Consider the following 22,828-nt stretch of genomic DNA (forward strand, 5'->3'; position numbering starts at 1 on the left):
AAGGCGGACCCACCGACGCGAAACACGGCATCCTGCTCTGCTCCTTCCACCACCACGAAGTCCACCGCGGACGCCTCGCCCTCACCCACAGCAGCAAAGGGCGCTGGCACGTCGTCCCCGCGCTCGGACACCACGCCCCACGCAGAACCGCCCGCCGCCGCGGCTACACCACCACCACCACCGCTACCACCACCCAAGGCGCGCGCCCACAGATCAACCGAAGACCCTAAACAAGCGAGGCCCCTCAAGAAGCGAAAACCCTCAGCACGCGAAGCCCCGCACGCGATGACCCTCAGCACGCGAAGCCCCTCAGCACGCGAGGACCCGGAACAACCGAGGACCCGGAACAACCGAGGACCCGGAACAACCGAGGACCCGGAACAACCGAGGACCCGGAACAACCGAGGACCCGGAGGCCGCCCGCAGGGCAGACTCGGGTCTCTTCGGGGTTGGCGCGGAAGATCACAGAGTCGGCGCGGAAACGCGAAAGTGCCGCCGAGATCACGAAGACCAGGGCGGCACCGGTTGCTGTCCAACTCCGCTCACACGGAGCGGGATGCAGCAGCGCGACTAGAGCTGCGGCTGACGAGTGTTGTAGCCGAAGCGCGTGGGGCGCTGCGCATAGCCATCCTTGCGGACAGCGCGAACAGTCTCAGCGGCGAAGGCGACAACCGCCACAACCCCGATACCAATACCAAGAAGTTCCATGGGTCCACCTCCGTGATCTGCCGGCGGGCGCCGGATATTGCATATCCAATCGCATCCGCCCGGGCGTGTCGCGGTCCACTCGGGGGTCAGTGGACTGGTCGCGCCGCGTCAACCCGCGCCCCCGCGAGCCACTCCTCCAAGAAGACCGCAACCCCATCATCGATGTTGCTCGGAATCACCGACTCGACCACCGCGAGCGCCTCAGCGCGCGCGTTCGCGACCGCGATCGGGTGGCCGACCACGTCGAACGCCGGCAGGTCGTTGTAGTTGTCGCCGAAGTAATACAGGTCTTCACGACCCACCCCCAGCTGCTGCGCAACCGCGAGCAGGCCCGTGCCCTTCGAGCAGTCCGCGTTCGCGATCTCCAAGTACGTGTCCTTCGACCGGTAGCTCACAACACCGGAACGCGCACCAAGCACCACCTCGAGCGCATCCACCAGTGCAGGATCGCCCATGCACATGATCTTGTGCGGAGGAGTCGCGTCCACCTCCCCAGACGCGACGAACTCCAACGCCGAAGCAGCCTCCGGGCGCACCCACGTGTGCGTGCGCTCCCGCTCGGTCCACTCATCCTCGCCCCAGGCGTACCAGTGCTCACCCGCGAAGAAACTCGCATGCAAGCCGGACGCCTCGCAGTGCTCGGCGACGAACCGCGCATCCGCGGGCGAGATCGGCACATCGTGCTGCACCTCACCGCTCCCGGAAAGCACCAAGCCGCCGTTGAACGCAACCAGAGGCGACCCGACACCGCCGTACAGGCGCTCGAGCACCCGCATCGACTCCGGGGGCCGCGACGAACAGAGCACGAAGTGGTGGCCAGCGGCCCGAACCGCCGCGATCGCCTCGATCGTTCTGGGAGAGAGCGTCCGCTGCGCGCTCAGCAGAGTGCCGTCGATGTCGCTGATGAAGAGAACCATGGACTACACCATCTCAGGAAGACGCGTATCCGCCATCGACCGGACGTCACGCGCCGACAGCTGCGCCCACGCATCGGCAAGCATCCGAGTGCCCGCCTCCAGATCAGCGATCGGCGCCGTGAACGGCACCCGCAGGAACCGCTCCAGGCTCCCGTCGATCGAGAACTTCGGCCCAGCGACCAGCGCCAACCCTCGCGCCTCCGACAACGACGTCATGGCGGAGCTCGCCGACTGCGCGAGATGCACCCACATCGACAGGCCACCATCAGGCAAAGGCACATGCCACTCCGGGAGGTGCAGGCTCAGCGCCTCGTGCAGCGCGTCCCGGTGCCGGCGCATCTGCTCCCGGCGCCGCGGCAGCAGCTCTGGCAGGGCCCGCACGATCCGCTCCGCGAGAAGCTGCTCGATCTGCGGCGTCCCGAGATCACCCGCGGGACGCGCCTGCACGAACCGGCGAATCAGCGCCGCATCAGCCCGGATCCAGCCGATCCGGAGGCCCGCCCAAGCGGCCTTGCTGAGCGACCCGACCGTCACGACCCCCGAACCGGAGAACGGGGACGCCCCCCGCGCGTGGCGAGCAAACGGGCCGTCGTCCCACGGCCGGTCGATCGACAGGTCGGCGGTCGTCTCGTCCACGACGAGAATCGTGCCAGTCGCACGCGCCGCCTCCGTCACGCGCACGCGATCCTCCGGTCGCATCGACGCCCCCGTCGGATTATGGAAGTCCGGGATCAGGTACGCGAGCGCCGGACGCATGCGCTCGATCGTCTCGACCAGGTGATCGATCTCCCACCCGCCCGTCGTGACCGGCGTCGCGATGAGCCTCGCCCCCGCGCGCCGCATCGCCTCGTAGGCGTGCGGGTAGGTGGGCGACTCCACGAGCACCACATCCGACCGGGTGAGCAGCGTGTGCGCCGTCAACGAGATCGCGTGCTGCGCCCCCATCGTCACGATGATCTGATCTGCCGTCGTGGGCAGCCCCCGCGCCGCGTACCGGTCGGCGATCGCCGACCGCAACGACAGCGTCCCCAGGAGATCGAAACCGGGCGCGGCGAGCGCGAGCGGCATCGAACTCGACGCGTCCGCGATGATCTCAGCGAGACCCTCGACAGGTGGCGGCACCGCCCGCGCGAAGTCCACGCCGAAGTTCTCACCCTCCCCACTCGGACGGTAGTCCTGCCGACCGAGCCGGGGGAGCGTCACACGACTCCCGGACCCCTGGCGGCTCAGCACGTGCCCGCTGTCGCGCAGCGACTGATACGCGGCCACGATCGTCGTACGGCTCCGGCCGGACTGCACCGCAAGCTCCCGCTCGGAAGGCAGTCGAGTGCCGACCGGAATGCGCCCGTCGACGATCAGCAGGCGGATGCGCTCGGCCAGAGCCTCGTACGCCGCCGAATCGTCGCGCAGCTCACCCGCCAACGACAGCAGGGTGCGGGCAGAGATACGAGAACCAGAAGTCGACTCCATGGATCCAGTATGCGGGAAGTGGACCGCGACGGCCAGGCCAATACGACGATTGGATGTGCTCACCAGCACGATTCGCCCTACGTCACGGAGGTGGCCCATGGAACTCATCCCGCTCATCGTCATCGGGATCATCGCAATCCTCATCGCCGGGGCCGGGGTGACGGGCACCCTCATCGTCATGATGCGGGATGGGTACCGGGCGCGCCCGATGCAGTCCAGTTACGACTCCCGCCAGCCGAGCTCGTCAACCCGCGCTCACGACCCGGCTGCCGCCGGTTAGCGCCCGCGAGCGCGACCCGCGATCACAGCCCAATCCTCGACCGACGCTCACGACCCGGGTCGGGGCCCGACGCGCGTGGCCCGACGCCGCGACCAATACACTGGCCGCAAGCTGGGGGAGGCGGCATGGCAGGCGGCGAGCACGGGCAACGGCGAGTTGCGACGCTTGGCCGAGGGGTCTCGATCGCGCGAGCCCTGGTGGCTGCCGCCGTCATGGCCACCGGGCTCGTGCTCTCCACCGAGGTCGCGTCGCTGCTCTTGGGCGTCGATGCGACCGCTGCGAGCGGCTTCGGGTCCCGCGTGCTCGTGGCGTGCTGCGTCACGCTCGTCGTCGTCGGTGCCGTCCTGCTCCTGCTGCGCCGGTGGGACCGCCGATCCCTGACTGGCATCGGGTTCACGGGCCTCCGGGCCGACGCCTCGGGGTTCGCCCTCGGACTCGGCACCCTCGTGGCTGCCGGCGTCGCCATGCTCCTGGCGCTCGACGTCACCGGCGTCGTCAGCCTCATCGCCCTCGACCCTGTGCGGCTCCTCGGGTTCCTCGGGGCGAACACGGTCGTCGCGCTCCTCCTCGAAGCCATCCCGGAGGAGCTCGCGATCCGCGGCTACGCGCTCACGAACCTCCGCGAGGCCTTCCCGCCCGCCGCAGCGACCCTCCTCAACATCGCGACGTTCCTCGTCGTCCCGGTCCTGGCCCTCACGCTCCAAGGGGCCCTCGCGGCAGCTCGCGGGGCGGGCGACCAGATCCTCCTCGCACCGGCAGGTGAGGACCCCATCGTCTACTCCACGATGCTCACCGCCTTCGGCTACCTCCTGATCTGCGCGCGCGACGCCACCGCATCCGCCACCGTCTGGACCAGCGTCGGCGCCCACCTCGGGTGGCTCACCATGAACCGCCTCGTGCTCGGCGGCGACAGCGTCCAGTTCGAGATGGACCACCTCGGCATGCTGCTCTTCTTCGCCGGATACGCGACCATCTCGGTCGTCGCCTTCAGCTGGCTGCGACGACGCCACAGCGCTGCCAGGTGAGAAGGCTGCGAGAAGAGATGGCATCCACGCGCGACGGCAGCCCGGTATGACGGCCGCCACGCGTGACGGCAGTCACGTATGGCGGCTGCGAGCCGGGTGGCCGCGAGCCTGGTTGTCGTGAGTCTGATGGCCGTGAGTCTGGTGGCCGCGAGTCTGGCGGCTCCGCGAGCGCACCGCGCCGCAGCGCATCAGGGACCGCGGTGAATTGACGGTCGAGATGGCCCAGGGGGCGCGAGCGGGAGTGCCGGCCGCGCGGGTGATCGTCTAGAAGACGTTCACGAGCACGACGAACGTCGCCGTCCCGAGCCCGACGCTGAGCAGTGTCCTGCGTCCGAACCCAAGGTGCACGCCGATCGTCACAGCGAGCGCGATCGCCGCCCACAGGGATGTGCGCGGCTCGACGGCGAAGTCGCTGAAGGTCACGACGGCGAGGATCGCGAGGATCCCGGCGGGCATCCACACGGCAAGCCGCTGCACGGTCTTCGAGTCGCGCAACGGCTTGAGGGCCGCGAACGGCACCGCGCGCAGTGCGAACGTGATGCCGCCGCAGACGGCGACCGCCCCGACAAACCACCACACGTCAAACATCGCTCACCTGCACCTCGCCCCGGTCGCGCCGCGCGGCCACGAGAGCGCGGGCCGCGAGCGCCACGGCGAAGAGGATGAGCGCCGCGAAGAGCGGAGCGCCCGGCACGAAGAGCAACCCGAGCGAGACGCTCAAGCCGGCGATGAGCAGCGAGGGCACGTCCTCGCGGGAGCGGATCGCGTCGAGAGCCAGGACCGTGAAGAGTGCGCACAGCGAGAACTCGAGGCCCTTGATCTCGCCCGGGAGGATGCTCGCGAGCGCCACGCCGGCCAGGCCCCCGCCGACCCAGTAGGTCTGGAGTGCGAGCTGCAGGGTGAGGAGTCGAGTCGCCGAGCGCTGCGCCGACGGGATGGGCGTCACGATCGCGTAGGCCTCGTCGGTCATCGCCCAGATCGAGTAGAGACGGGCGAGGCGTCCGCGCACCAGATGCAGCGGGAACGAGAACGCGTAGAACACGTGCCGGAAGTTGACGAAGAAGGTCGTGAGCGCCATGGTCGGGATCGGTGTTCCAGCAGCGATGAGGCCCACCAGCAGGAGCTCGATCGACCCCGCGTAGACGAGCACCGACAGTGACGGCGCGACCCACCAGGGCAGCCCAGCCTGCATCACCAGCACCCCGAAGGCCACACCGAGCGGCACCACGCCGAGGCCCGCCGCGAGCGAGTCACGCAGCCCCGCCCGGATCCGCGCACCGCGGGTCGATGGGACCGCCAGGCTTGGGGCTAGGCTCGGGGCTCGGTTCGCCGCCGCGTTCGCGCGGGCGCCCGTTCCTGCTCTTGTTCCTGCTCTTGTTCCTGCTCTTGCTCCCGCTCCCGCTACCACGGCCGTGCCTTCGCGCGTGCCCACGGCATCCGCATCCGCGGGCCTCGCCCTTGCGGGCCCAGGTGGGGAAGCGTCGCGTGCTCCGGCGTCTGCGGTGGTCATGCGGAGATCTTGGCACGTCGGGCGCGCACGCCGAGAGCGAATTGGAGCCTTGCGGCGTCAGATTCGGCAATAATCAGGTGTGGACACCATCGATCGCGCAATCCTGCGAGAACTGCAAGCGAACGCCCGACTCACGAACGCCGAACTCGCGCAGCGCGTCGGGCTGACCCCCGCGCCCTGCCTGCGCCGCGTGCGGCGCCTGGAGGAAGACGGCGTGCTGCTCGGCTATCACGCCGAGGTCAACCCGGACAGGGTGGGACGGGCCTTCAAGGTGCTCATCGACGTCGACCTCACGAGTCAGGCGCACTCGACGGTGGAGGCGTTCGAGTCGCAGGCCGTCGAGCTCACCGAGGTGACCGAGGCGCGCCGCATGTTCGGCTCGCCCGACTACGCGATCCGCGTCGAGGTGGCCGATCTCGAGAGCTTCGAGAAGCTGCTGCGCGAGAAGATCTGGCGGCTCCCCGGCGTCCACCGCGTCACCTCGCATTTCACGATGAAGGTGCTCAAGGGGTGAGCGCGGCGTGCCCGTCGCCCGCGCCACGCCGCGAGCGGGCCTGGATCGCCGCGGCCCCCGCCGTCCTCATGATGGCCTGGGGCGGCAACCAGTTCACGCCGCTCCTGCTCCTCTATCGCAAGGTCGAGGGCTATTCGGCTCTGCAGGTCGACCTCTTCTTCGGTGCGTACATCCTGGGACTCATCCCCGGTTTCCTCATCGCAGGCTCCCTCTCCGACCGCTTCGGTCGCAAGCCGGTCATGATCGCCTCGGTTGCGCTGAGCGTCGTCGCCGCTCTTGTGCTCGCGCTCGGCAGCGCGAGCCCGACCGCGATGATGCTCGGGCGCCTCCTGTCCGGCGTCTCGGTGGCCTTCGCGATGGTCGTCGGCACGACCTGGATCCGCGAGCTCTCGAGCGGCACCGTGCCACCCGCCATCGCTGCGAGGCGTGCCTCGCTCACCATCACCGGAGGGTTCCTCCTCGGCGCCGTCGTCGCCGGCCTCGTCGCGCAGTGGGCGCCCTGGCCGACCGTGACCCCGTACGTCGTGCAGCTCGCGCTCACGGCCATCGCCGCCATCGCGCTCGCCCGCGGCACCGAGACCGCCGGCCCGCGAACGCTTCGACCGGGCGAGCAGCGACTGCCCCGGCCGATCGTCGACGTGGCCATCGCCCCCGAGCACCGCCGTCGCTTCCTCACGGTCATCCTGCCGATGGCGCCGTGGGTCTTCGCGGCTCCCGCGCTCGCGTTCGCCGTCTCGCCGGCCATCGTCGTCGAGCGGCTCGGGGGCCTGGAGATCGCCTTCGCCGCCCTCCTCACGCTCGTCACGCTCACCGTCGGGTTCCTCATCCAGCCCAGCGTGCCGCGCATCGCCGCGCGCGTCGGGGGTGCCTCCGGCTCGGTCGGCCTCGGGCTCCTCGCCGTCGGGGCGCTCATCGTCGCCGCCAACGTCGCCGTCCAGTCCCCGCTGCTCGCGTGTGCGGCAGGCGTGCTCCTCGGCGGGGCGTACGGCATCTGCATGCTCACCGGCCTCGTGGAGGTGCAGGCCATGGCGGGAGCCCGCAACCTGGCGGGCCTCACCGGCATGTACTACGCGCTCACCTACATCGGCTTCGCCCTCCCAGCCATTCTCTCCGCGCTCGCGCCGACGTTCGGCCTGACCTCCCTGCTCGTGACCGTCGCCGTCGTGGCGAGCGGATGCGCTGCCCTGGTCGCGTTCAGCGCGCGACGCACCCGGTGACGCGCGCCACCAGGCCCTGCCGCCGCTCCACCCGCCGCTGCTCCATCTGCCGGCGCCAAGATGACGTCGGACGCGCGGCGCACTGAGCGCGCACGCACCTGCTGATCAGGGAACGTCAACGTTCGATCCCTAGCGTCGTCGGTACATCGCGCCGCGAACCGCCGCGTCGATGCCAGACCCACGATCACCACGAACCACCGATCAGACGGAGGCGAACGATGACCGCTCTCACCGACCCCAGAAACCGTTTCAGCGACTCCGGCTTCCCCAGCCAGGAGCAGCAGCAGCCAGGCCTCACCACCGAGACCACGCCAGCCCCCGACCACGGGGAGAGCAGCTACACGGGCCACGGGCGCCTCAAGGGCCGCCGCGCCCTCATCACCGGTGGCGACTCCGGCATCGGCCGCGCCGTCGCCCTCGCCTACGCACGAGAGGGCGCGAAGGTCGCCATCTCGTACCTGCCCGAGGAGGAGGCGGACGCACAGGAGACCGCGCGCCTCATCAACGAGGCCGGCGAGACCGGGCTCCTCCTGCCCGGGGACCTCCGGAACGAGCAGTACTGCTCCGAGATCGTGCACGCGACCGTCGCCGCCTTCGGAGGCATCGACCTGCTCGTCCTCAACGCCGCCTACCAGCGCGACCGGACGAGCATCGGCGAGACGCCGACGGAGGAGATCCGTCGCGTCATCGAGACGAACCTCGAGGCGCCCATCTACACGCTTCGAGCCGCGGAAGAGCACCTGCCGCCCGGCGCATCCGTCATCTTCTCGTCGTCGGTGCAGGGCTACGAACCCAGCGATGGCCTGTTCGACTACGCCATGACGAAGGCGGCCCTCGTGTCGCTCACCGAGTCGATGGCGAAGGAGTTCGGTCCGAAGGGCGTCCGCGTCAACGCCGTCGCCCCTGGCCCCATCTGGACGCCCCTCATCCCGGCGACTGGCTGGGACGAGGAGAAGCTCGCGAGCTTCGGCCAGGACACGCCACTGGGGCGGGCTGGCCAGCCAGCCGAGCTCGCTGGTGCCTACGTCTACCTGGCGTCCGACGACGCCACCTACACGACCGGAGCGATCATCGCCGTCACGGGCGGCAAGAACCTCTGACGTCGACGGAGGCCGAACAGGCGATCCCACCCGGATCGAAGCGAGAGGAGCGGACCATGCCCAAGAACGCGAACGCCGACGACCAGCCGAGCTTGAAGGACCAGGAGCTCTACGAGAAGCTGCGCGACGAGGGCAACTCGAAGGAGAAGGCCGCCCGCATCTCGAACGCCGCCGCCAAGAAGGGGCGGGGTGAGGTCGGGAAGAAGGGCGGCGAATCCGGATCGTACGAGGACTGGACCGTCGCGGACCTCAGGAAGCGCGCGAAGGAGCTGGACCTCACGGGCTACTCGGACAAGCGCAAGGACGAGCTCATCGGAATGCTCCGCGAGCACTGAAGAGACTCGCCCGCCCCGCTGAGGATGAGCTCGCGAGAGCCCGTCCCGAGCGGGGCGGCGGCCGTCAGTCGAGTTCGAGCGTCTCGAACGGCTGGAGGTCGACGAGCAGGGCGCCAGCGCGCTCCGCCGACTCGCGGAGCCGGGTCGTCGCCAGCGTCTTCCCGACCTTGGCGAGCAGCATCTCGTGCACGGGCAGCACTCGCTTGGGGCGCACCCGCTCGATGTAGTCCATCGACTCGGCGATGCGCATCCAGGGTGCGTTCGCGCACACGGCCAGCACGTCGATGTCGACGCCCTCCGGCGCGCTGTAGGCGTCGCCACCGTAGTAGAGCGCCCCGTGCTCGACGAGCACGCCGACGTTCTCGATGCGGGGGATCGAGCTGTGGATGATGGCGTGCTCGCCGCCGAAGAACGCAAGGTCGAAACCGCCGACCAGCACCGATTCGCCGGCCGAGACGTCGATGACCTCCCCGATGTCCGGAAGATCCGCGGCGATGATCTTCTCGGCCGCGGAGGGGGTCGTGAAGATCGGGGTCTTCGGGTTCCTGGCGAGGATGCGGGTCAGCTGCTCCGGGGTCCAGTGGTCGTCATGCTCGTGCGTGATGACGATGGCGACCGTGCCCGCGGCCTCGGTGATCGGGGTCGTGAACTTGCCCGGATCTATGAAGAGTCGAGACCCGCTCTTCTCGATCGAAAGCGCGGCGTGCTCGAGCTTGGTGAGGCGCATGTTCCTCCTTGATGAGATGCGGCCTCCGTGGGACGCGCGACGATGCGACAACGCTAGCAACCCGCGTCTGGTCGGCCGCACGGGACCCGCGGAACAGCGCGCGACGCGCCGTGCCTCGAAACCCGACTTGCATTGTGTTCACGCGGTGTGCCAGAATATCCGAGTTGCCAAAACGGTCCCATCGTTTAGCGGCCTAGGACACCGCCCTCTCACGGCGGCAGCGCGGGTTCGAATCCCGCTGGGATCACCAACGAAAGCCCGGTTCGAGACTTCTCGAGCCGGGCTTTCTGCATGCGCGGCGAAAGCTCCAGCACCCGGGTTCGGTTGACGGACACCCTGCTCGGGGATACGTTGGGATGGTTCCTGTTCCCGACAGATTGGCAGGCCGGTGAGGATTATCGACGCCCCCGCAACGCACACTGTGCGCTGACGACCGTCGAACCCACCTTCTGAGGCTTCCGGTGTCAGTGCGCGCACTGAACCACCAGGGAGCATCGTGTCTACGTCGACACCTCACACCATCACCCCGCTCGCCTTCGAGCGCCTCAGCCTGAGCTGGCCGGACGGGACGCGGGCACTCGATTCGCTCACGGGCGCCTTCCCACCGGGGAGGACCGGCCTCGTCGGCCGCAACGGCAGCGGCAAGTCGACCCTCCTGCGTCTCCTGGCGGGCCAGCTCGCTCCGACCGGTGGCACGATCCGGGCGGACGCGGATGTCGCCTACCTGCCGCAGCAGCTGACGCTCGACACGGCCCTCCCGGTCACTGCCCTCCTGGGTGTCGACGAGAAGATCGCGGCCCTGCGCGCCATCGAGGGCGGTTCCATCGACACGGCCGCGTATGACGTGCTCGGGGACGACTGGGACATCGAGGTGCGCGCCGAGGCCGAGCTGCGAGGACTCGGCCTCGACGAAGCGATGCTGACGCGCACCGTCGGTGGCCTGTCCGGCGGTGAGGCCATGCTCGTCGCCGTGGCCGGCCTTCGCCTGGGCCGTGCGCCCGTCGTGCTGCTCGATGAGCCCAGCAACAACCTCGATCGGGAGGCACGCGGCAGGCTCACCGCGCTCGTCGCAACGTGGCGTGGCACGCTCGTCATCGCCAGCCACGACGAGGAGCTGCTCGAGCACGTGGACCAGATCGCCGAGCTCCGGCGAGGGGACATCAGCCTCACCGGCGGCGGGTACAGCACCTACCTCGAGCAGCTCGAACGCGAGCGGACGGCGGCCGCTCAGGCCCTCCGATCGGCCGAGGGCACGCTCCGATCCGAGCAGCGGGACCGTCGGGAGGCCGGGGCGAAGATCGCCGGCAGCCTCCGAGCCGGGAGGAAGGCGCAAGCCAACAAGCGGGCACCGAAGATCCTCATGAACGGGCAGAAGGCGCGCGCCCAGGTGTCCGCGGGAAAGCTCCGAGGTGAGCACGAGGCGCGCCTCGCCGACGCTCGTGCCGCCGTGGACCGGGCGGAGGAGCGCGTGAGGGACGACGCGAGCATCCGCGTCCAGCTGCCCGACCCCGACGTCGCGTCCTCGCGTCGGCTCGCGACCCTCGAGGTGCCGGATGCGGCAGGCGAGCTGCGTCCGATCGTGATCATGGGGCCGGAGCGCATCGCCCTCACCGGTCCGAACGGGTCGGGCAAGACGACGCTCCTCGACGCGATCGCCACCTCGGCGGATGCGTGCGGCGCCGAGGGGGCTGCCCGCATCAGCACGCGCGGGGGAGCGTGGGTGACAGCATCCACCACCCGTGTCGGCTACCTGCGCCAGCGCCTCGACGGTCTGGACGATGAGGCGAGCGTGCTCGACAACGTGCAGCGGGCGGCGCCGGAGACCTCCGTGCAGGAGCTCAGGGCGCAGCTCGCCCGGTTCCTGCTGCGGGGAGCTGTCGTCGAACGGCCCGTGGCCTCGCTCTCCGGTGGCGAGCGCTTCCGTGTCTCGCTCGTTCGGCTCCTGCTCGCGACCCCCTCCGCCCAGCTCCTGCTGCTGGACGAGCCGACCAACAACCTCGACCGGGAATCGACCGCGCAACTCGTCACCGCGCTCGGTGACTATCGCGGAGCGCTCATCGTCGTGAGCCACGACGAGCGGTTCCTCGGGAGGCTCGAGGTGACCAGACGGCTCAGCCTCGACTCGGCAGGCAGCGTCCTCGGAGAGGCGTGAGGCCGGGATGGCGTCGCGGCGGGTCTCGCAGCAGGGCCGCCGCAATGCCACAATGGATGCACGCGCGATCTACGCGTACAAGGTGTGCCTTCGGGGCAGGCCACCCGGGCAGAGTTCCAGAGGTGCTATTTGTGAATACTGAACTGGCTTCGTCGTACGCGCGCGCGGAGGAAGCCGTCGCGCTGCGCGTGAGTGCCGCCAGCGACGTCGGAAGTGTGCGCCAGGTCAACGAGGACTCCGTGCTCGCGCGCATGCCCGTCTTCTTCGTCGCCGACGGCATGGGCGGTCACGCGTACGGCGACCGCGCGAGCCAGACCGTGGTCGCGACCTTCGACGAGGAGTTCCAGGTCGAGGAGCCCGCGACGCCGGACCGCGTGCTGCGCACCATCGACCGCGCGAACCGTGCGGTCCAGGACCTCGTGACCGAGGCAGACGGCCCGGGTGCGGTCGCGGGTACGACGCTCTCCGGCATCGCCCTCGTCGATCTTGCCGACCTCGGCGCAGAGCTGCTGCACTGGATGATCTTCAACGTCGGCGACTCGCGCGTGTACGGCTGGAACGGCCGCGCGCTCGTGCAGGTCACCGTCGACCACTCGGCCGTGCAGGAGATGGTAGCCATGGGCCTCATCTCAGCCGCAGACGCGCTCATCCACCCCGACCGCAACGTCATCACCCGCGCCGTCGGCTCCGAGAGCGACGTGGAGGCCGACATCTGGCTCATGCCGGTGCACGGCCACCAGGTGTTCCTCGTCTGCTCGGATGGGCTCACGAAGGAGCTCAGCGACGAGCAGATCTCGCAGGTCATGCTCGAGTACCACTCCGACCCGGAGCCCGAGCTGACGCTCGCCGAGACGCTCGTGCAGACGGCGGTCGAGGTCGGCGGACGCGACAACGTCAGCGTCGTCGTCATCGACTCCGAATACGCGAACGCCGACCAGGCGTCCGCTGCGCCCTCCGTGACGACGGGGCCGATCGCGGCACCGCCGGCCGACGACAGCTTCGAAGACACGACGCCGAGGTAACGATGACCGAGGCACCCCACGAGGTCACGGCACACGCTCCCGTCATCTTTCGTCAGCGCCGCCACGCGCTGCTGCTCCCGCGTCCGTTCGCATCCTCGCAGCGCGCGGATCCGGCCCTCGACGCGGCAGAAGACGCTGTGGCCCCGGGACTCGTCGACGCGGCCCGCCTGGCGTTCACCGACGGCGCCCTCTCGTATGACACTGTGCTCGGGGCCATGCTCGGCGGCGGCCCGCTCAGCGAGGTCGCCCCGTTCGTGTACCTGATCCGCGACGGCAACGGCCTCCGGGTTCTCGCGCGGGGACCGCTGCGTGTTGTCGAGCTGCCCAACGCACCACGGATCGGGATGCGACCGGCGGTCATCAGCGCGCGGGAGGCGCTCACCTGGGTCGAGGCCGTGCTGCCGGCCGCGCGCGGCGTCGAGGTCACCGTCGAAGACGACGGGCACGGACTCGACGAGGTGCCGATCCAGCTGCTGTTCGCGGACCACGACGACGAAGTCGCCGAGACATCGGCTCCGAGCCTCCAGGCTGTGGGGACGACCGCCGACCCCGACCTCGACGGCGCCGTCGGCCCCAGGGAGGCTGTGCGGCCGCGCTCGCTGGCGCTCGAGGCGCAGCTCGAAGGGGCCCCACGCCGGCAAACCGCGGAGGCGGATTCCGGCGAGGCGTTCCCCGAGGCGACGATTCTCGAGCTGCCATCCGAGGAGGAGGCGCCGTCCTGCGACGAATCGGCCGCGCTCGGCACGCCTGCTGCCGAAGCCGAGCCTGCAGCTGAAAGCGAGCCTGCAGCCGAAAGCGAGCCTGCAGCCGAAGGTGAGGCGGGGCCCGAGACGAACGAGGACGCGGATCCCTCGAATCGTGACGCGCAGACGTTCCCCGTGCCGATCCTCGACACGGAAGCGCAGGCCGACCTCATCGGCGAGCACGACGGCCGCACGATCCTGAGCGACGAAGCGAGCCGCATCCGCCAGGCGGCATCCGCGCGCCGAGCCGCGCGCCAGGAACCCCAGGACCACGCCGACCCGGCGGCGACCCAGCTCGGGTCGGTCCCACCCCAGCACGTCGCCTCGGCGGGCCGCCTCGACCGCCCCGACCGCCCCGACCGCCCCGACCGTGGGGAGCACGACGGCCTCACGGTCGCCGGGGGATCGATCCAGGACCTCAGGCGCGACCGTGCCAGCCAGGTCGGGCTCGGCGAACTCGGTGAGACGGTGCTCGCGCAGGCGCTGTCGTTCGAGACGCACCCGGAGAGCGCGGGCCCGACGTTCGCGCCGCCGAGCCCGGCGCCGATCCCGCCGCAGGTGGGGCCCGACCCGCTCGCCGCGCCCGCACCCTCAGCCCCGCCGCCCGCGCCCGCACCCGCGCATCCCACCCCGACGAACGCACCCGCCTACGTCGTCGAGCTGTCCACTGGCGGCACGGTCGCACTCGCGGGGCCGCTGGTGCTCGGCAGGGCCCCGAGCATGGGGGCGGAGCAGACCGGGGGCATCGAGCCCCACCACGTCAAGCTCACGGGCGCGACCGACATCTCCCGCAACCACGTGCTGATGAGCGTCGAGGGTGGCGTCATCGTCGTCACCGACCTGCACTCGCGCAACGGCACGGACGTCGTCATGCCGGGCCGTGGCCCGCAGCGGCTGCGAGCCGGTGAGCCGACGGCGGTCATGCCGAACACGGTCATCGACCTCGGCAGCGGCATCTTCCTGACCGTGCGCAACCAGTCCATGACGGCGAGCCACTGACGGTGGCCGGGCAGCGACGGACGCCAGCGGAGCCGCCCGAGATTCCCGGCTACCTCTACCGAAAGCACTTAGGTTCCGGCGGCTTCTCCGACGTCTTCCTCTACGAGCAGCAGTTCCCACGAAGGCTCGTCGCCGTCAAGGTGCTGCTGGGCGGCGACGACCTCGGCGAGACGAGCAGGCAGGCCTTCATCGGCGAGGCCAACCTCATGGCGCAGATGTCGTCGCACCCCTACATCGTCACGATCTTCCAGGCCGACGTCGCGGGCGACGGCCGCCCCTACTTCGTGATGGAGTTCGCGTCGGGCCTCAGCCTCTCCGAACGCTACAAGCGTGAGCGGATCCCCGTCGAGGAAGTGCTGCGAACGGGGGTGCGCATCTCGAGCGCCGTCGCGACCGCACACGCGGTCGGCATCCTGCACCGCGACGTGAAACCGGCGAACATCCTCACGAACGACTTCGGCTGGCCGGCGCTCACCGACTTCGGCATCTCCTCCGCCGTCGACGATGAGCTCGCAGACGCCGGCGATCTCGTCGAGTCAGCCCCGGCAGGGGGAGGTGGGCTGTCGGTGCCATGGTCCCCGCCGGAGATGTTCGAGGACGAGCCGAAGCCCGACGTGCGCAGCGAGGTCTTCTCGCTCGGCGCGACCGTCTACTCGCTGGTCGCAGGGCACACCCCGTTCGAACGCCCCCGTCAGAAGAACTCGACGCTCGACCTCATCTCCCGCATCGAGCGCGGATCCATCTCACCCATCGACCGCGGTGACGTCCCCCGATCGCTCGTGAGCGTGCTCCACAAGGCGATGGCCCGCAACCCCGCCCACCGCTACCAGAGCGCGGTCGAGTTCGCGTACGCGCTGCAGCGGGTCGAACTCGAGCTGAACTACGCGCCGACCGCGATCGACGTGCCCAACATGACGATCTCCGCTCCCATCGCGACCGGGGGTGGGGATGCGGATGCGACGAGCCTGCGGCCCGTCTCGCTGGTCAACGCGCAGGTCCACGAAGGAGCCCGCGCGAGCAAGGCCGAGCTGACCTCCGCACGCGCGGTCGTCCGGGTCGCAGCGCAGCAGTCGCCGGGTGGGTTCGCGGCCCGGTACGAGACCGCCAGCGGCCCACGGACCGGCCGGAAGCCCCGGGGCGCCGAGCATGCGGGCGCGCAGGCGAGCGATGACTCCGGCCCGACGACAGCCCGCCGCATCACGACACCTGGCCATGCTTCCGCTGGTCCGACGCCGATCGCGCCCTCGTTCGGGGGCGCAGCCGGAGGCCAGCAGCTCGGTGATGCGAGGGGCGAGGCGACGATGGCCGCCGAGCTGGCGGGCGTCAGCGAGGCCAACGCGGCGGCAGCCAGACGCAGGCCGTCGCGGAACGCCCTCGTCGGGCTCATCGCGGGCGGTCTCGTCGTCGTCATCGGCGTTGCCGCCGCCATCGCATGGATGCTCACGCCAGGTGACGAGCAGATCGGCCGCGCCACCGCCACACCCGTGTCGATCGACGCGGGTGGCTTCCCTCCCGTGCTCGTGGCCCCCGTCGCCGTTCGCAGCCCGGACGGAGCCGTCACCTTCTCCTGGTCGAACCCCGACCCGCAGCCCGGCGACGTCTACTACTGGACCGCCGGAGAGAACGGCAAGGACGGCGCGACGACAAGTGAGACATGGGTTGTGATCCCGGGAGTGCCGGAAGGCGCCCAGTCCTGCATCGAGGTTGAGGTGAGGCGCGGCGGGAAGGTCAGTCCGGAACCGCTCGATGTCTGCTATCCGCAATGAGCGCGCTGATCCGCCATGATGGACCCATGAGTGAAAGCAAGTACACCTCTGCGGTCGACGCGAGCGAGATCCCGGAAGAGGCCGTCGAGATCTCCGACAGCGACGAGCGAGTCGTCAGCGAGGTGCCGCCACTCGGACCGCTGCGCGTCGAGTTCGTCGGGGAATGGTACGAACTGGACCCGGCGACGCCGTTCACGATCGGCCGCGACGCGGACCTCGTCATCGACGAGAACCCGTACCTGCACCGACAGTTCCTCGTGCTCCAGGCCGAGTTCGGCATGTGGTGGCTCTCCAACGTGGGCTCGGTGCTCTCGGCCACGGTCACCGATGACTCTGGCCAGGTGCAGTCCTGGCTGTCGCCCGGCGCGAAGCTGCCCGTCGTCTTCCAGCACATGCAGGTCATGTTCACGGCGGGTTCGACGACGTACGACTTCGCCATCCACTCGGCGTCGGACTTCTACAACACGTCCCACGTCAACATGTCCCCGTCCGGCAACACGACGCAGGCCGTCATCCACCTCACGGAGACGCAGCGCGAGCTGATCCTCGCGCTGGCGGAGGACGTGCTGCGCAACTCCGTTCCGGGGCGCGGCGTCATCCCGAGCTCGGCGGATGCGGCCGCTCGCCTCGGGTGGACGCTCCCGACCTTCAACCGCAAGCTCGACAACGTGTGCGACAAGCTCGACAAGTTCGGCGTCTCGGGACTGCGGGGCGGGCGAAGCAAGCTCGCGTCCAACCGCCGCGCGCGCCTCGTCGAGTACGCCATCTCGACGCGTCTCGTGACTCCGGAGGACCTCGACATCCTCGACCGCCGCTGAGACCGCCGGGCATCCGCCACAGTCGTCCAGGGGAGCCTTGCCTCCTTCAGGAGGACGAAGGGGAGCCCTCTCGGTCGCGCCCGCGTCCGCTCCTCGTGCACAATGATGTCCGTGCGCCTTGCGTGAGGCGCTGAGGAGCTCTGCTGGGGGTGGGGAAGCATGCGCCGAACAGCGCCGAGGGCGAGGGGACGCCGCCAGCTCGCGATGACGCTCGTCCTCGCCCTCCTCGTGGGAACACCACTGCTGTTCGCGCTCCTCCACGAAGGGTTCGCGGCCGCCGAGATCGAGGTGGAGAGCAGCGACGTCTGGGTCTCGAACAGCCAGGAACTGCGGGCGGGGCGCCTGAACGCGCAGATCCAGGAGCTCGACGCGAGCGTGAGCCTCGTCACCGCGGACGTGGGCATCCTGCAGGACGGCGACACCGTCTTCCTGCACGACCAGACGAGCGGCTCCCTCGGACGGGTCGACCCGGCGCTCACCGACCTGCGGGAGAGCATCCTGACGCCGGCCGGCAGTCGCAGCTCGTATGGGGGCGGCGTGATCGCGCTCCTCGACCCGGCCACTGGCAGACTGTGGCTCATCGACGCCTCGCAGCCGCTCGCCTTCGACGCGGCGACCGCGGAGCCGGTCGCGGAGCTCGGCCCGGACGCGCAGGTCGTCGTCACGCCGCTCGGCACCGTGCTGGCGGTCTCGCCCGAGAAGCAGCAGATCCTGCGCATGGAGGGCCTCGGCGCCGAGCAGAGCTGGGAACCCCTCGCGGGTTCCCCCGGCGCGTACGAGCTGACCGCTGTCGGGGAGCAGCCGGTGGTCTTCGACCGTGAGGCCGGCTCGCTGCTGGTCGACGGCGCGGCCAGGCCGGTCCCCGAGACGGCCCTCCGCGTGCAGCTGCCTGGCGCGGCGGCCCCCGAGGTCGTGTTCGCGACCGTCGACGGAACCCTCCGTGTGCCCCTCGGCGGCGGCGACCCGGTCAGCGTGCCAGCCGGTATCGACGGCTCCCTGGCCACGCCGCAGGGCACCGCGCGTCCCGCAGTGGTCGGTGGATGCACGCACGCGGCCTGGGCGCAGGCCGCCGCCACGATGGTCGCATGCGGTGACGGCGAGCCGCGGGTCCAGTCGATGTCGACGCCACCGCTCGGCGAGATCCTCTTCCGGGTCAACCGCAACGTCGTCGCGCTCAACGACATCGCGACGGGCCAGGTGTGGCTGCCGCAGGAGAACATGCGGCTCGTCGAGAACTGGAACGAGCTCGTGCCGCCCGAGGATGCCGACGGCGTCGAGGGGGAGAACGAGGCGACCGAGGAGTCGTTCGAGGCGACACTCGCCGAGCGGGGCGAGGTGAACACGCCTCCCGACCTGGTGGACGACGTCTTCGGCGTGCGTGCCGGATCCACGGGGTACCTGACGGTGCTCGACAACGACTCGGATGTCGACGGCGACATCCTCACGATCACCGGACTCGCGGGCGACGTGCCGGAGTCCTTCGGCGAGCTGCGCCTCATCGACGACGGGCGAGCCCTCCAGTTCCGAGCCGCCGACGGAGCCTCCGGCGAGCAGACGCTCACCTACACGGCGACCGACGGCAGGCAGGGCGGCGTCGCTGAGGCGCGGCTCACGATCCGGATCCAGCCCGCTGAGGCCGAGAACCAGGCCCCCACGACGAACAGGACCAGCACGGTCGCCGTCGAGGCCGGCCAGAAGATCTCCTACAACGTCATCCCCGACTGGATCGACCCGGACGGCGACCCCATCTTCCTGCAGGGGGCCACGGCACCCGTCGGCGATGCCATCGGCTTCACGCCAGACGGACGCATCACGTTCACGGCGGCCAGCGCGGAGCTGGGGGAGCGGGTCGTGCCCTACCTCGTCTCCGACGGCTCCTCGCAGGCCGCCGGCGAGCTGCGCATCCGGGTCGAGGCGCCAGGCACGCTCGGCCCGATCGGGACGCCCGACTACGCGAGCGGCGTGGTCGGCGAGACCGTCACCGCGCAGCCGCTCGTCAACGACCTCTCACCCAACGGGCAGGCCCTCGGTCTGGTCGAGATCGCGGAGCTCGGCACGGCGACCGGAGGGGCCGGGTTCAACCCCGACCTCGGCACGGTGACCTTCACCTCCGAGACCGCGACGACCGCCTACGTGCAGTACACCGTCACGGCTGGCGCCGCCACCTCGGTCGGGATCATCCGCTTCGACGTCGAGGAGCCGGCGGCGGAGCCTGCGCAGGTGACCGCGGTCCGCGACCTCGCCTACCTGCGTCCCGGCCAGTCGAACGCCGTCGACGTGCTGGGCAACGACGTGTCCACGGGCACTGGCGTGCTCTCCGTGCAGAGCGTCGAGACGACGGATGAGGCGCGCATCGCGGGCCTCGCCGTCGAGCTCATCGACAACACGATCGTCCGCCTCTCCTCGCAGGCGGCCATCCAGCAGGCCATAGAGCTGCCGTACACGATCACCGACGGCACGGCGACGTCCGTCGGCTTCATCGTCGTCGTCCCGGTCGAGCCGGCCGTGACGCACGAGCCACCCGTCGCCGTCGACGACACCAGGCGGGTGCGCGCCGGCGACTACACGAGCGTCTCCGTGCTCGAGAACGACTCGCACCCGGACGAGGCGCAGATGTCGCTCGCGCCGGAGCTCAACAACGTGCAGGTCGGCGACGGCTACACCTTCGTCTCCGGCGACGACGTCCGCCTCCAGGCGCCGAGCGAGCCGGGCACCTACTCGCTCGGGTACACCGTCGTCGACGAGCACGGCGAGCAGGCCGGCGCGAACCTCACCTTCCAGGTGACGGCTCCCGACGAGTCGAACAACCGGCCGCCGGAGCCGGGCACCGACACCGCCAGGGTCTTCGAGGGCGCCAGCGTGCGCATCGAGGTGCCCCTGAACGGCATCGACCCGGACGGAGACTCCGTCGAGCTCACGCAGCTCGTCGACGTCCCCAAGCTCGGCTCGGTGCGGGAGATCACGCAGACCTCCTTCGTCTACGAGGCCTTCGCGGGCGCCTCCGGAACGGACGTGCTGCGCTACGAGGTCGTCGACGGCTACGGTCAGCGCGCGGAAGGCACCATCAAGGTGGGTGTCGTCGCCCGCGCCGCCGCGACCGCGCCTCCCGTCGCCGTCGATGACAACGTGCGCGCCAAGCCCGGATCGCGCATCGCGGTCCCCGCGCTGCAGAACGACTCCGACCCGAACGGCTACCCGCTCGAGCTCGTGCCCGAGCTCGTCGGGGTCGACGCGAGCCTCGACGCCGAGGTCGACGGCGACTCCGTCATCGTCACGGTCCCGAGCGACGGCGAGTTCGTCTCCGTGCCCTACACGATCACCAACGGCCAGGGAGGTCAGGACGCCGCGTTCATCCACATCACGATCAGCGCGGATGCGCCGACGCTCCCGCCGACCGCGACCGACCACGTCGTTCGCCTCGACGACTTCGCAGGTGCGCAGACGCTGAGCGTCAACGTGCGCGACGGAGCGGCGAACCCAGGCGGGCGGGCGAGCGAGCTCGCCGTCGACCTCGTGGGCGCCGGGGCCGGGGCGGCGCAGGTCGAAGAGGACGGACGCGTGACGGTGACGCTCAGCGACGTCAGGCAGATCATCGTCTACCGGCTGACAGCGGAGGACACGGGCCTCACCGCGGCGGGCTTCCTCATGGTGCCAGCGCTCATCACCGAGGAATCGAAGCGGCAGTCGCCGTTCCTCATCCCCGACCTCCCCGCGCAGAAGGTGAAGGTCGGCGAGTCGATCTCGTGGAACGTCAACGACCTCGTCCGGGCGCCCTCCGGCAACCGCGTCACGATCATCAACCCGGAAGAGGCGTGGGCCGAGCAGGCAGACGGCAGTGCCATCGTGCAGAGCGAGACCGACCTCAGGTTCACGCCGAAGCCCGGCTTCCGCGGGCCCGCATCCGTCACCTTCCAGGTGTCGGATGCGGACGGCGACAACGACCCGAACGCAGGCATCGCGACCATCCGGGTGCCGATCGCCGTCGGAGACCCCGACTTCTTCGACGTCCCACCGACGTTCGTCGCCCCGCAGCTCACCATCGAGCAGGGCACAGAGCAGAGCTTCGACCTGAGCACCGCGACGGGGCACCCCAACAAGGACGTCGTGCCGCAGGTGCAGTTCTCGAAGCTCACGGGTGGAACGGGAGACCTCACGGCGTCCCTCGACGGCAGCACCGTCAAGGTCGGGGCCGGCGTCACCGCGAAGGTCGGCACGGTCGCGAAGTACACGGTCACGTACACGTTCCGCGAGTTCGTGCAGACGGGCACCGTCACCGTCACGGTCGTCTCGACCTCGAAGCCGCTGCCGCGGGCGGTGCCGGACGAGCAGCTGGCCCGACGCAACGAGCCCGTCACCATGAACGTCACCGCCAACGACTTCAACCCGTTCCCCGAATCGCCACTCAAGCTCCTCTCCGCGAGCGACGTCTCCACAGGCGCTGAGAAGGCTGCCGTCTCGCTCGTGGACGGGCAGCTGCGGATCGTCCCGGCCCCGAACTTCATCGGCACCATCACGGTCAGCTACCGCATCGGCGACCAGACCGGCGACCCCCTCCGCGAGACCACGGGCCTGGCCACCGTCGAGGTGCAGGACGTGCCAGGCATCCCCACCTCGGTGACGCTCGAGAAGGGCAGCGCGCTCGGCACGCTCGTCGTGGGCTGGTCGAGCGCCATCTCCAACGGCCCCGAGATCACCGGATACGAGGTGACGCTCACCGGGGGCGGGGCTGTCCTCACCGCGTCCGTTGGCGTGGCGTACAGTGCGACCTTCTCGGCTTCCGACGGCCTTGTGCCCGGCGTGGAGTACACCGCAACCGTCCAGGCCAAGAACGCGCTGGGCATAGGGCCGCCTTCGAACTCAGCGGGCGCGAAGCCGATCAACCTCCCTCAGGCGCCCCAGGGACTCTCGGTTCCTGATGTTCAGGCCGCGCCGGGAGCGCTCACGGGGACACTCAAGGCGGACTGGTCTGCGCCCGCCGTGGACGGTGGAGGACTCAGCGGGTACGACGTGACGGTGCAAGTCGGAACGCAGGCCCCGACGACGACGAGTCTGCCCGCATCGCAGCGTTCCTTCGAGATCACCGGCATCGCTATCCCCAAGTACGGTTCGACGCCGGTGAGCGTCTACGTCGCGGCGAAGAACGAAGCTGGGGCCTCCACGGCCACAGTCAAGATCACGGGCACAGTGTTCTACACCCGGGACTACAAGATCAGCATCATCGCGGGCAAAGCGGTAGACGGGAAGCCTGACGACGTGAAGAGCTTCGTCATCAAGGGGCAGGACTTCTCCGAGGCGACCACCTACAGCGTCAAGTGCTACAGCAACAACAAGCCAGGCGACAACAAGCTGATCGGAGAGCAGACCGGACTGAACGCCGCGTTCCTCAACTCCGACGGAGGGCTCCATCTGCCGGACTGCGCGGGGAGCCTCGGTGGCTACTGGGTGGAGATCATCGAGAACGGTGCGTCCGTCGTCAAGAGCCCGGTGCTCGAGAAGTGGTAGCCAGAATGTCGGTGGCCGAAGAG

General features: G+C 69.9%; 18 protein-coding genes, 1 tRNA gene and 1 pseudogene. 14 read left to right on the forward strand and 6 right to left on the reverse strand.

Annotation, left to right across the window (positions count from 1 at the left end):
• A pseudogene (locus C5C17_RS18760) lies at window positions 1-230 on the forward strand (hypothetical protein); the annotation flags it as partial.
• Window positions 231-570: 340 nt separating this feature from the next.
• Here the strand turns inward: C5C17_RS18760 and C5C17_RS18545 are convergent.
• The 3 genes from C5C17_RS18545 to C5C17_RS05740 all read right to left on the reverse strand — a co-directional run bounded on the left by C5C17_RS18545 (window position 571) and on the right by C5C17_RS05740 (window position 3,095).
• Window positions 571-708, reverse strand: a complete 138-nt coding sequence (locus C5C17_RS18545; RefSeq protein WP_167516603.1) for a hypothetical protein — start codon at window positions 706-708, stop codon at window positions 571-573.
• A gap of 86 nt (window positions 709-794) precedes the next feature.
• Window positions 795-1,625 (reverse strand): Cof-type HAD-IIB family hydrolase, encoded by an 831-nt coding sequence (locus C5C17_RS05735; RefSeq protein ID WP_104252435.1) that lies wholly within the window; start codon window positions 1,623-1,625, stop codon window positions 795-797.
• Between the two features lie 3 nt (window positions 1,626-1,628).
• The gene (locus C5C17_RS05740; RefSeq protein ID WP_104252436.1) at window positions 1,629-3,095 is read right to left on the reverse strand and encodes a PLP-dependent aminotransferase family protein; all 1,467 of its coding nucleotides are present in this window, start codon (window positions 3,093-3,095) and stop codon (window positions 1,629-1,631) included.
• Between the two features lie 97 nt (window positions 3,096-3,192).
• On the opposite strand from C5C17_RS05740, the gene C5C17_RS05745 reads away from it, so the two are divergent.
• The gene (locus C5C17_RS05745; RefSeq protein ID WP_104252437.1) at window positions 3,193-3,375 is read left to right on the forward strand and encodes a hypothetical protein; all 183 of its coding nucleotides are present in this window, start codon (window positions 3,193-3,195) and stop codon (window positions 3,373-3,375) included.
• A gap of 125 nt (window positions 3,376-3,500) precedes the next feature.
• Window positions 3,501-4,400 (forward strand): type II CAAX prenyl endopeptidase Rce1 family protein, encoded by a 900-nt coding sequence (locus C5C17_RS05750; protein WP_146079090.1) that lies wholly within the window; start codon window positions 3,501-3,503, stop codon window positions 4,398-4,400.
• 264 nt (window positions 4,401-4,664) lie between these two features.
• On the opposite strand, the gene C5C17_RS05755 is transcribed toward C5C17_RS05750, so the two are convergent.
• Together C5C17_RS05755 and C5C17_RS05760 are read right to left on the reverse strand one after the other, a co-directional pair.
• Window positions 4,665-4,988 (reverse strand): branched-chain amino acid transporter permease, encoded by a 324-nt coding sequence (locus tag C5C17_RS05755; RefSeq protein ID WP_104252439.1) that lies wholly within the window; start codon window positions 4,986-4,988, stop codon window positions 4,665-4,667.
• A complete protein-coding gene (locus C5C17_RS05760; protein ID WP_104252440.1) occupies window positions 4,981-5,910 on the reverse strand; it encodes an AzlC family ABC transporter permease in 930 nt (309 codons plus the stop codon). Before C5C17_RS05760 ends, C5C17_RS05755 begins: the two co-directional genes overlap by 8 nt.
• Before the next feature lie 79 nt (window positions 5,911-5,989).
• On the opposite strand from C5C17_RS05760, the gene C5C17_RS05765 reads away from it, so the two are divergent.
• The 4 genes from C5C17_RS05765 to C5C17_RS05780 all read left to right on the forward strand — a co-directional run bounded on the left by C5C17_RS05765 (window position 5,990) and on the right by C5C17_RS05780 (window position 9,076).
• A complete protein-coding gene (locus C5C17_RS05765) occupies window positions 5,990-6,424 on the forward strand; it encodes an Lrp/AsnC family transcriptional regulator (RefSeq protein WP_104252441.1) in 435 nt (144 codons plus the stop codon).
• Window positions 6,421-7,641, forward strand: coding sequence for an MFS transporter (locus C5C17_RS05770; RefSeq protein WP_104252442.1), 1,221 nt, complete (start codon window positions 6,421-6,423; stop codon window positions 7,639-7,641). Before C5C17_RS05765 ends, C5C17_RS05770 begins: the two co-directional genes overlap by 4 nt.
• Before the next feature lie 218 nt (window positions 7,642-7,859).
• The gene (locus C5C17_RS05775; protein ID WP_104252443.1) at window positions 7,860-8,741 is read left to right on the forward strand and encodes an SDR family oxidoreductase; all 882 of its coding nucleotides are present in this window, start codon (window positions 7,860-7,862) and stop codon (window positions 8,739-8,741) included.
• Between the two features lie 56 nt (window positions 8,742-8,797).
• Window positions 8,798-9,076, forward strand: a complete 279-nt coding sequence (locus C5C17_RS05780) for a Rho termination factor N-terminal domain-containing protein (RefSeq protein WP_104252444.1) — start codon at window positions 8,798-8,800, stop codon at window positions 9,074-9,076.
• Between the two features lie 64 nt (window positions 9,077-9,140).
• On the opposite strand, the gene C5C17_RS05785 is transcribed toward C5C17_RS05780, so the two are convergent.
• The gene (locus C5C17_RS05785) at window positions 9,141-9,803 is read right to left on the reverse strand and encodes an MBL fold metallo-hydrolase (protein WP_104252445.1); all 663 of its coding nucleotides are present in this window, start codon (window positions 9,801-9,803) and stop codon (window positions 9,141-9,143) included.
• A 174-nt stretch (window positions 9,804-9,977) separates the two neighbouring features.
• On the opposite strand from C5C17_RS05785, the gene C5C17_RS05790 reads away from it, so the two are divergent.
• The 7 genes from C5C17_RS05790 (at window position 9,978) to C5C17_RS05820 (ending at window position 22,805) form a co-directional block, all read left to right on the forward strand.
• Window positions 9,978-10,053 (forward strand) — tRNA-Glu (locus tag C5C17_RS05790).
• Between the two features lie 246 nt (window positions 10,054-10,299).
• On the forward strand, window positions 10,300-11,955 hold the full coding sequence (locus tag C5C17_RS05795; protein ID WP_104252446.1) for an ABC-F family ATP-binding cassette domain-containing protein: 1,656 nt from the start codon (window positions 10,300-10,302) through the stop codon (window positions 11,953-11,955).
• A gap of 131 nt (window positions 11,956-12,086) precedes the next feature.
• Window positions 12,087-12,977 (forward strand): PP2C family serine/threonine-protein phosphatase, encoded by an 891-nt coding sequence (locus tag C5C17_RS05800; RefSeq protein ID WP_258065995.1) that lies wholly within the window; start codon window positions 12,087-12,089, stop codon window positions 12,975-12,977.
• Window positions 12,978-12,979: 2 nt separating this feature from the next.
• Window positions 12,980-14,719 carry an FHA domain-containing protein gene (locus tag C5C17_RS05805; RefSeq protein ID WP_104252448.1) on the forward strand — a complete coding sequence of 580 codons (1,740 nt, stop codon included), beginning with the start codon at window positions 12,980-12,982 and terminating at the stop codon, window positions 14,717-14,719.
• 2 nt (window positions 14,720-14,721) lie between these two features.
• Entirely contained in the window at window positions 14,722-16,485 is a 1,764-nt protein-coding gene (locus C5C17_RS05810) for a serine/threonine-protein kinase (protein ID WP_181028503.1), read from the forward strand.
• A 26-nt stretch (window positions 16,486-16,511) separates the two neighbouring features.
• On the forward strand, window positions 16,512-17,303 hold the full coding sequence (locus tag C5C17_RS05815; protein ID WP_244296313.1) for a hypothetical protein: 792 nt from the start codon (window positions 16,512-16,514) through the stop codon (window positions 17,301-17,303).
• Between the two features lie 159 nt (window positions 17,304-17,462).
• Complete coding sequence (locus C5C17_RS05820; RefSeq protein ID WP_146079091.1) at window positions 17,463-22,805, forward strand: Ig-like domain-containing protein; 5,343 nt, start codon at window positions 17,463-17,465, stop codon at window positions 22,803-22,805.
• Window positions 22,806-22,828: the final 23 nt, after the last annotated feature.

It is taken from the genome of Pseudoclavibacter sp. RFBA6 (assembly GCF_002931575.1).
In the GTDB taxonomy this organism is placed as follows: Bacteria; Actinomycetota; Actinomycetes; order Actinomycetales; family Microbacteriaceae; genus Pseudoclavibacter; species Pseudoclavibacter terrae.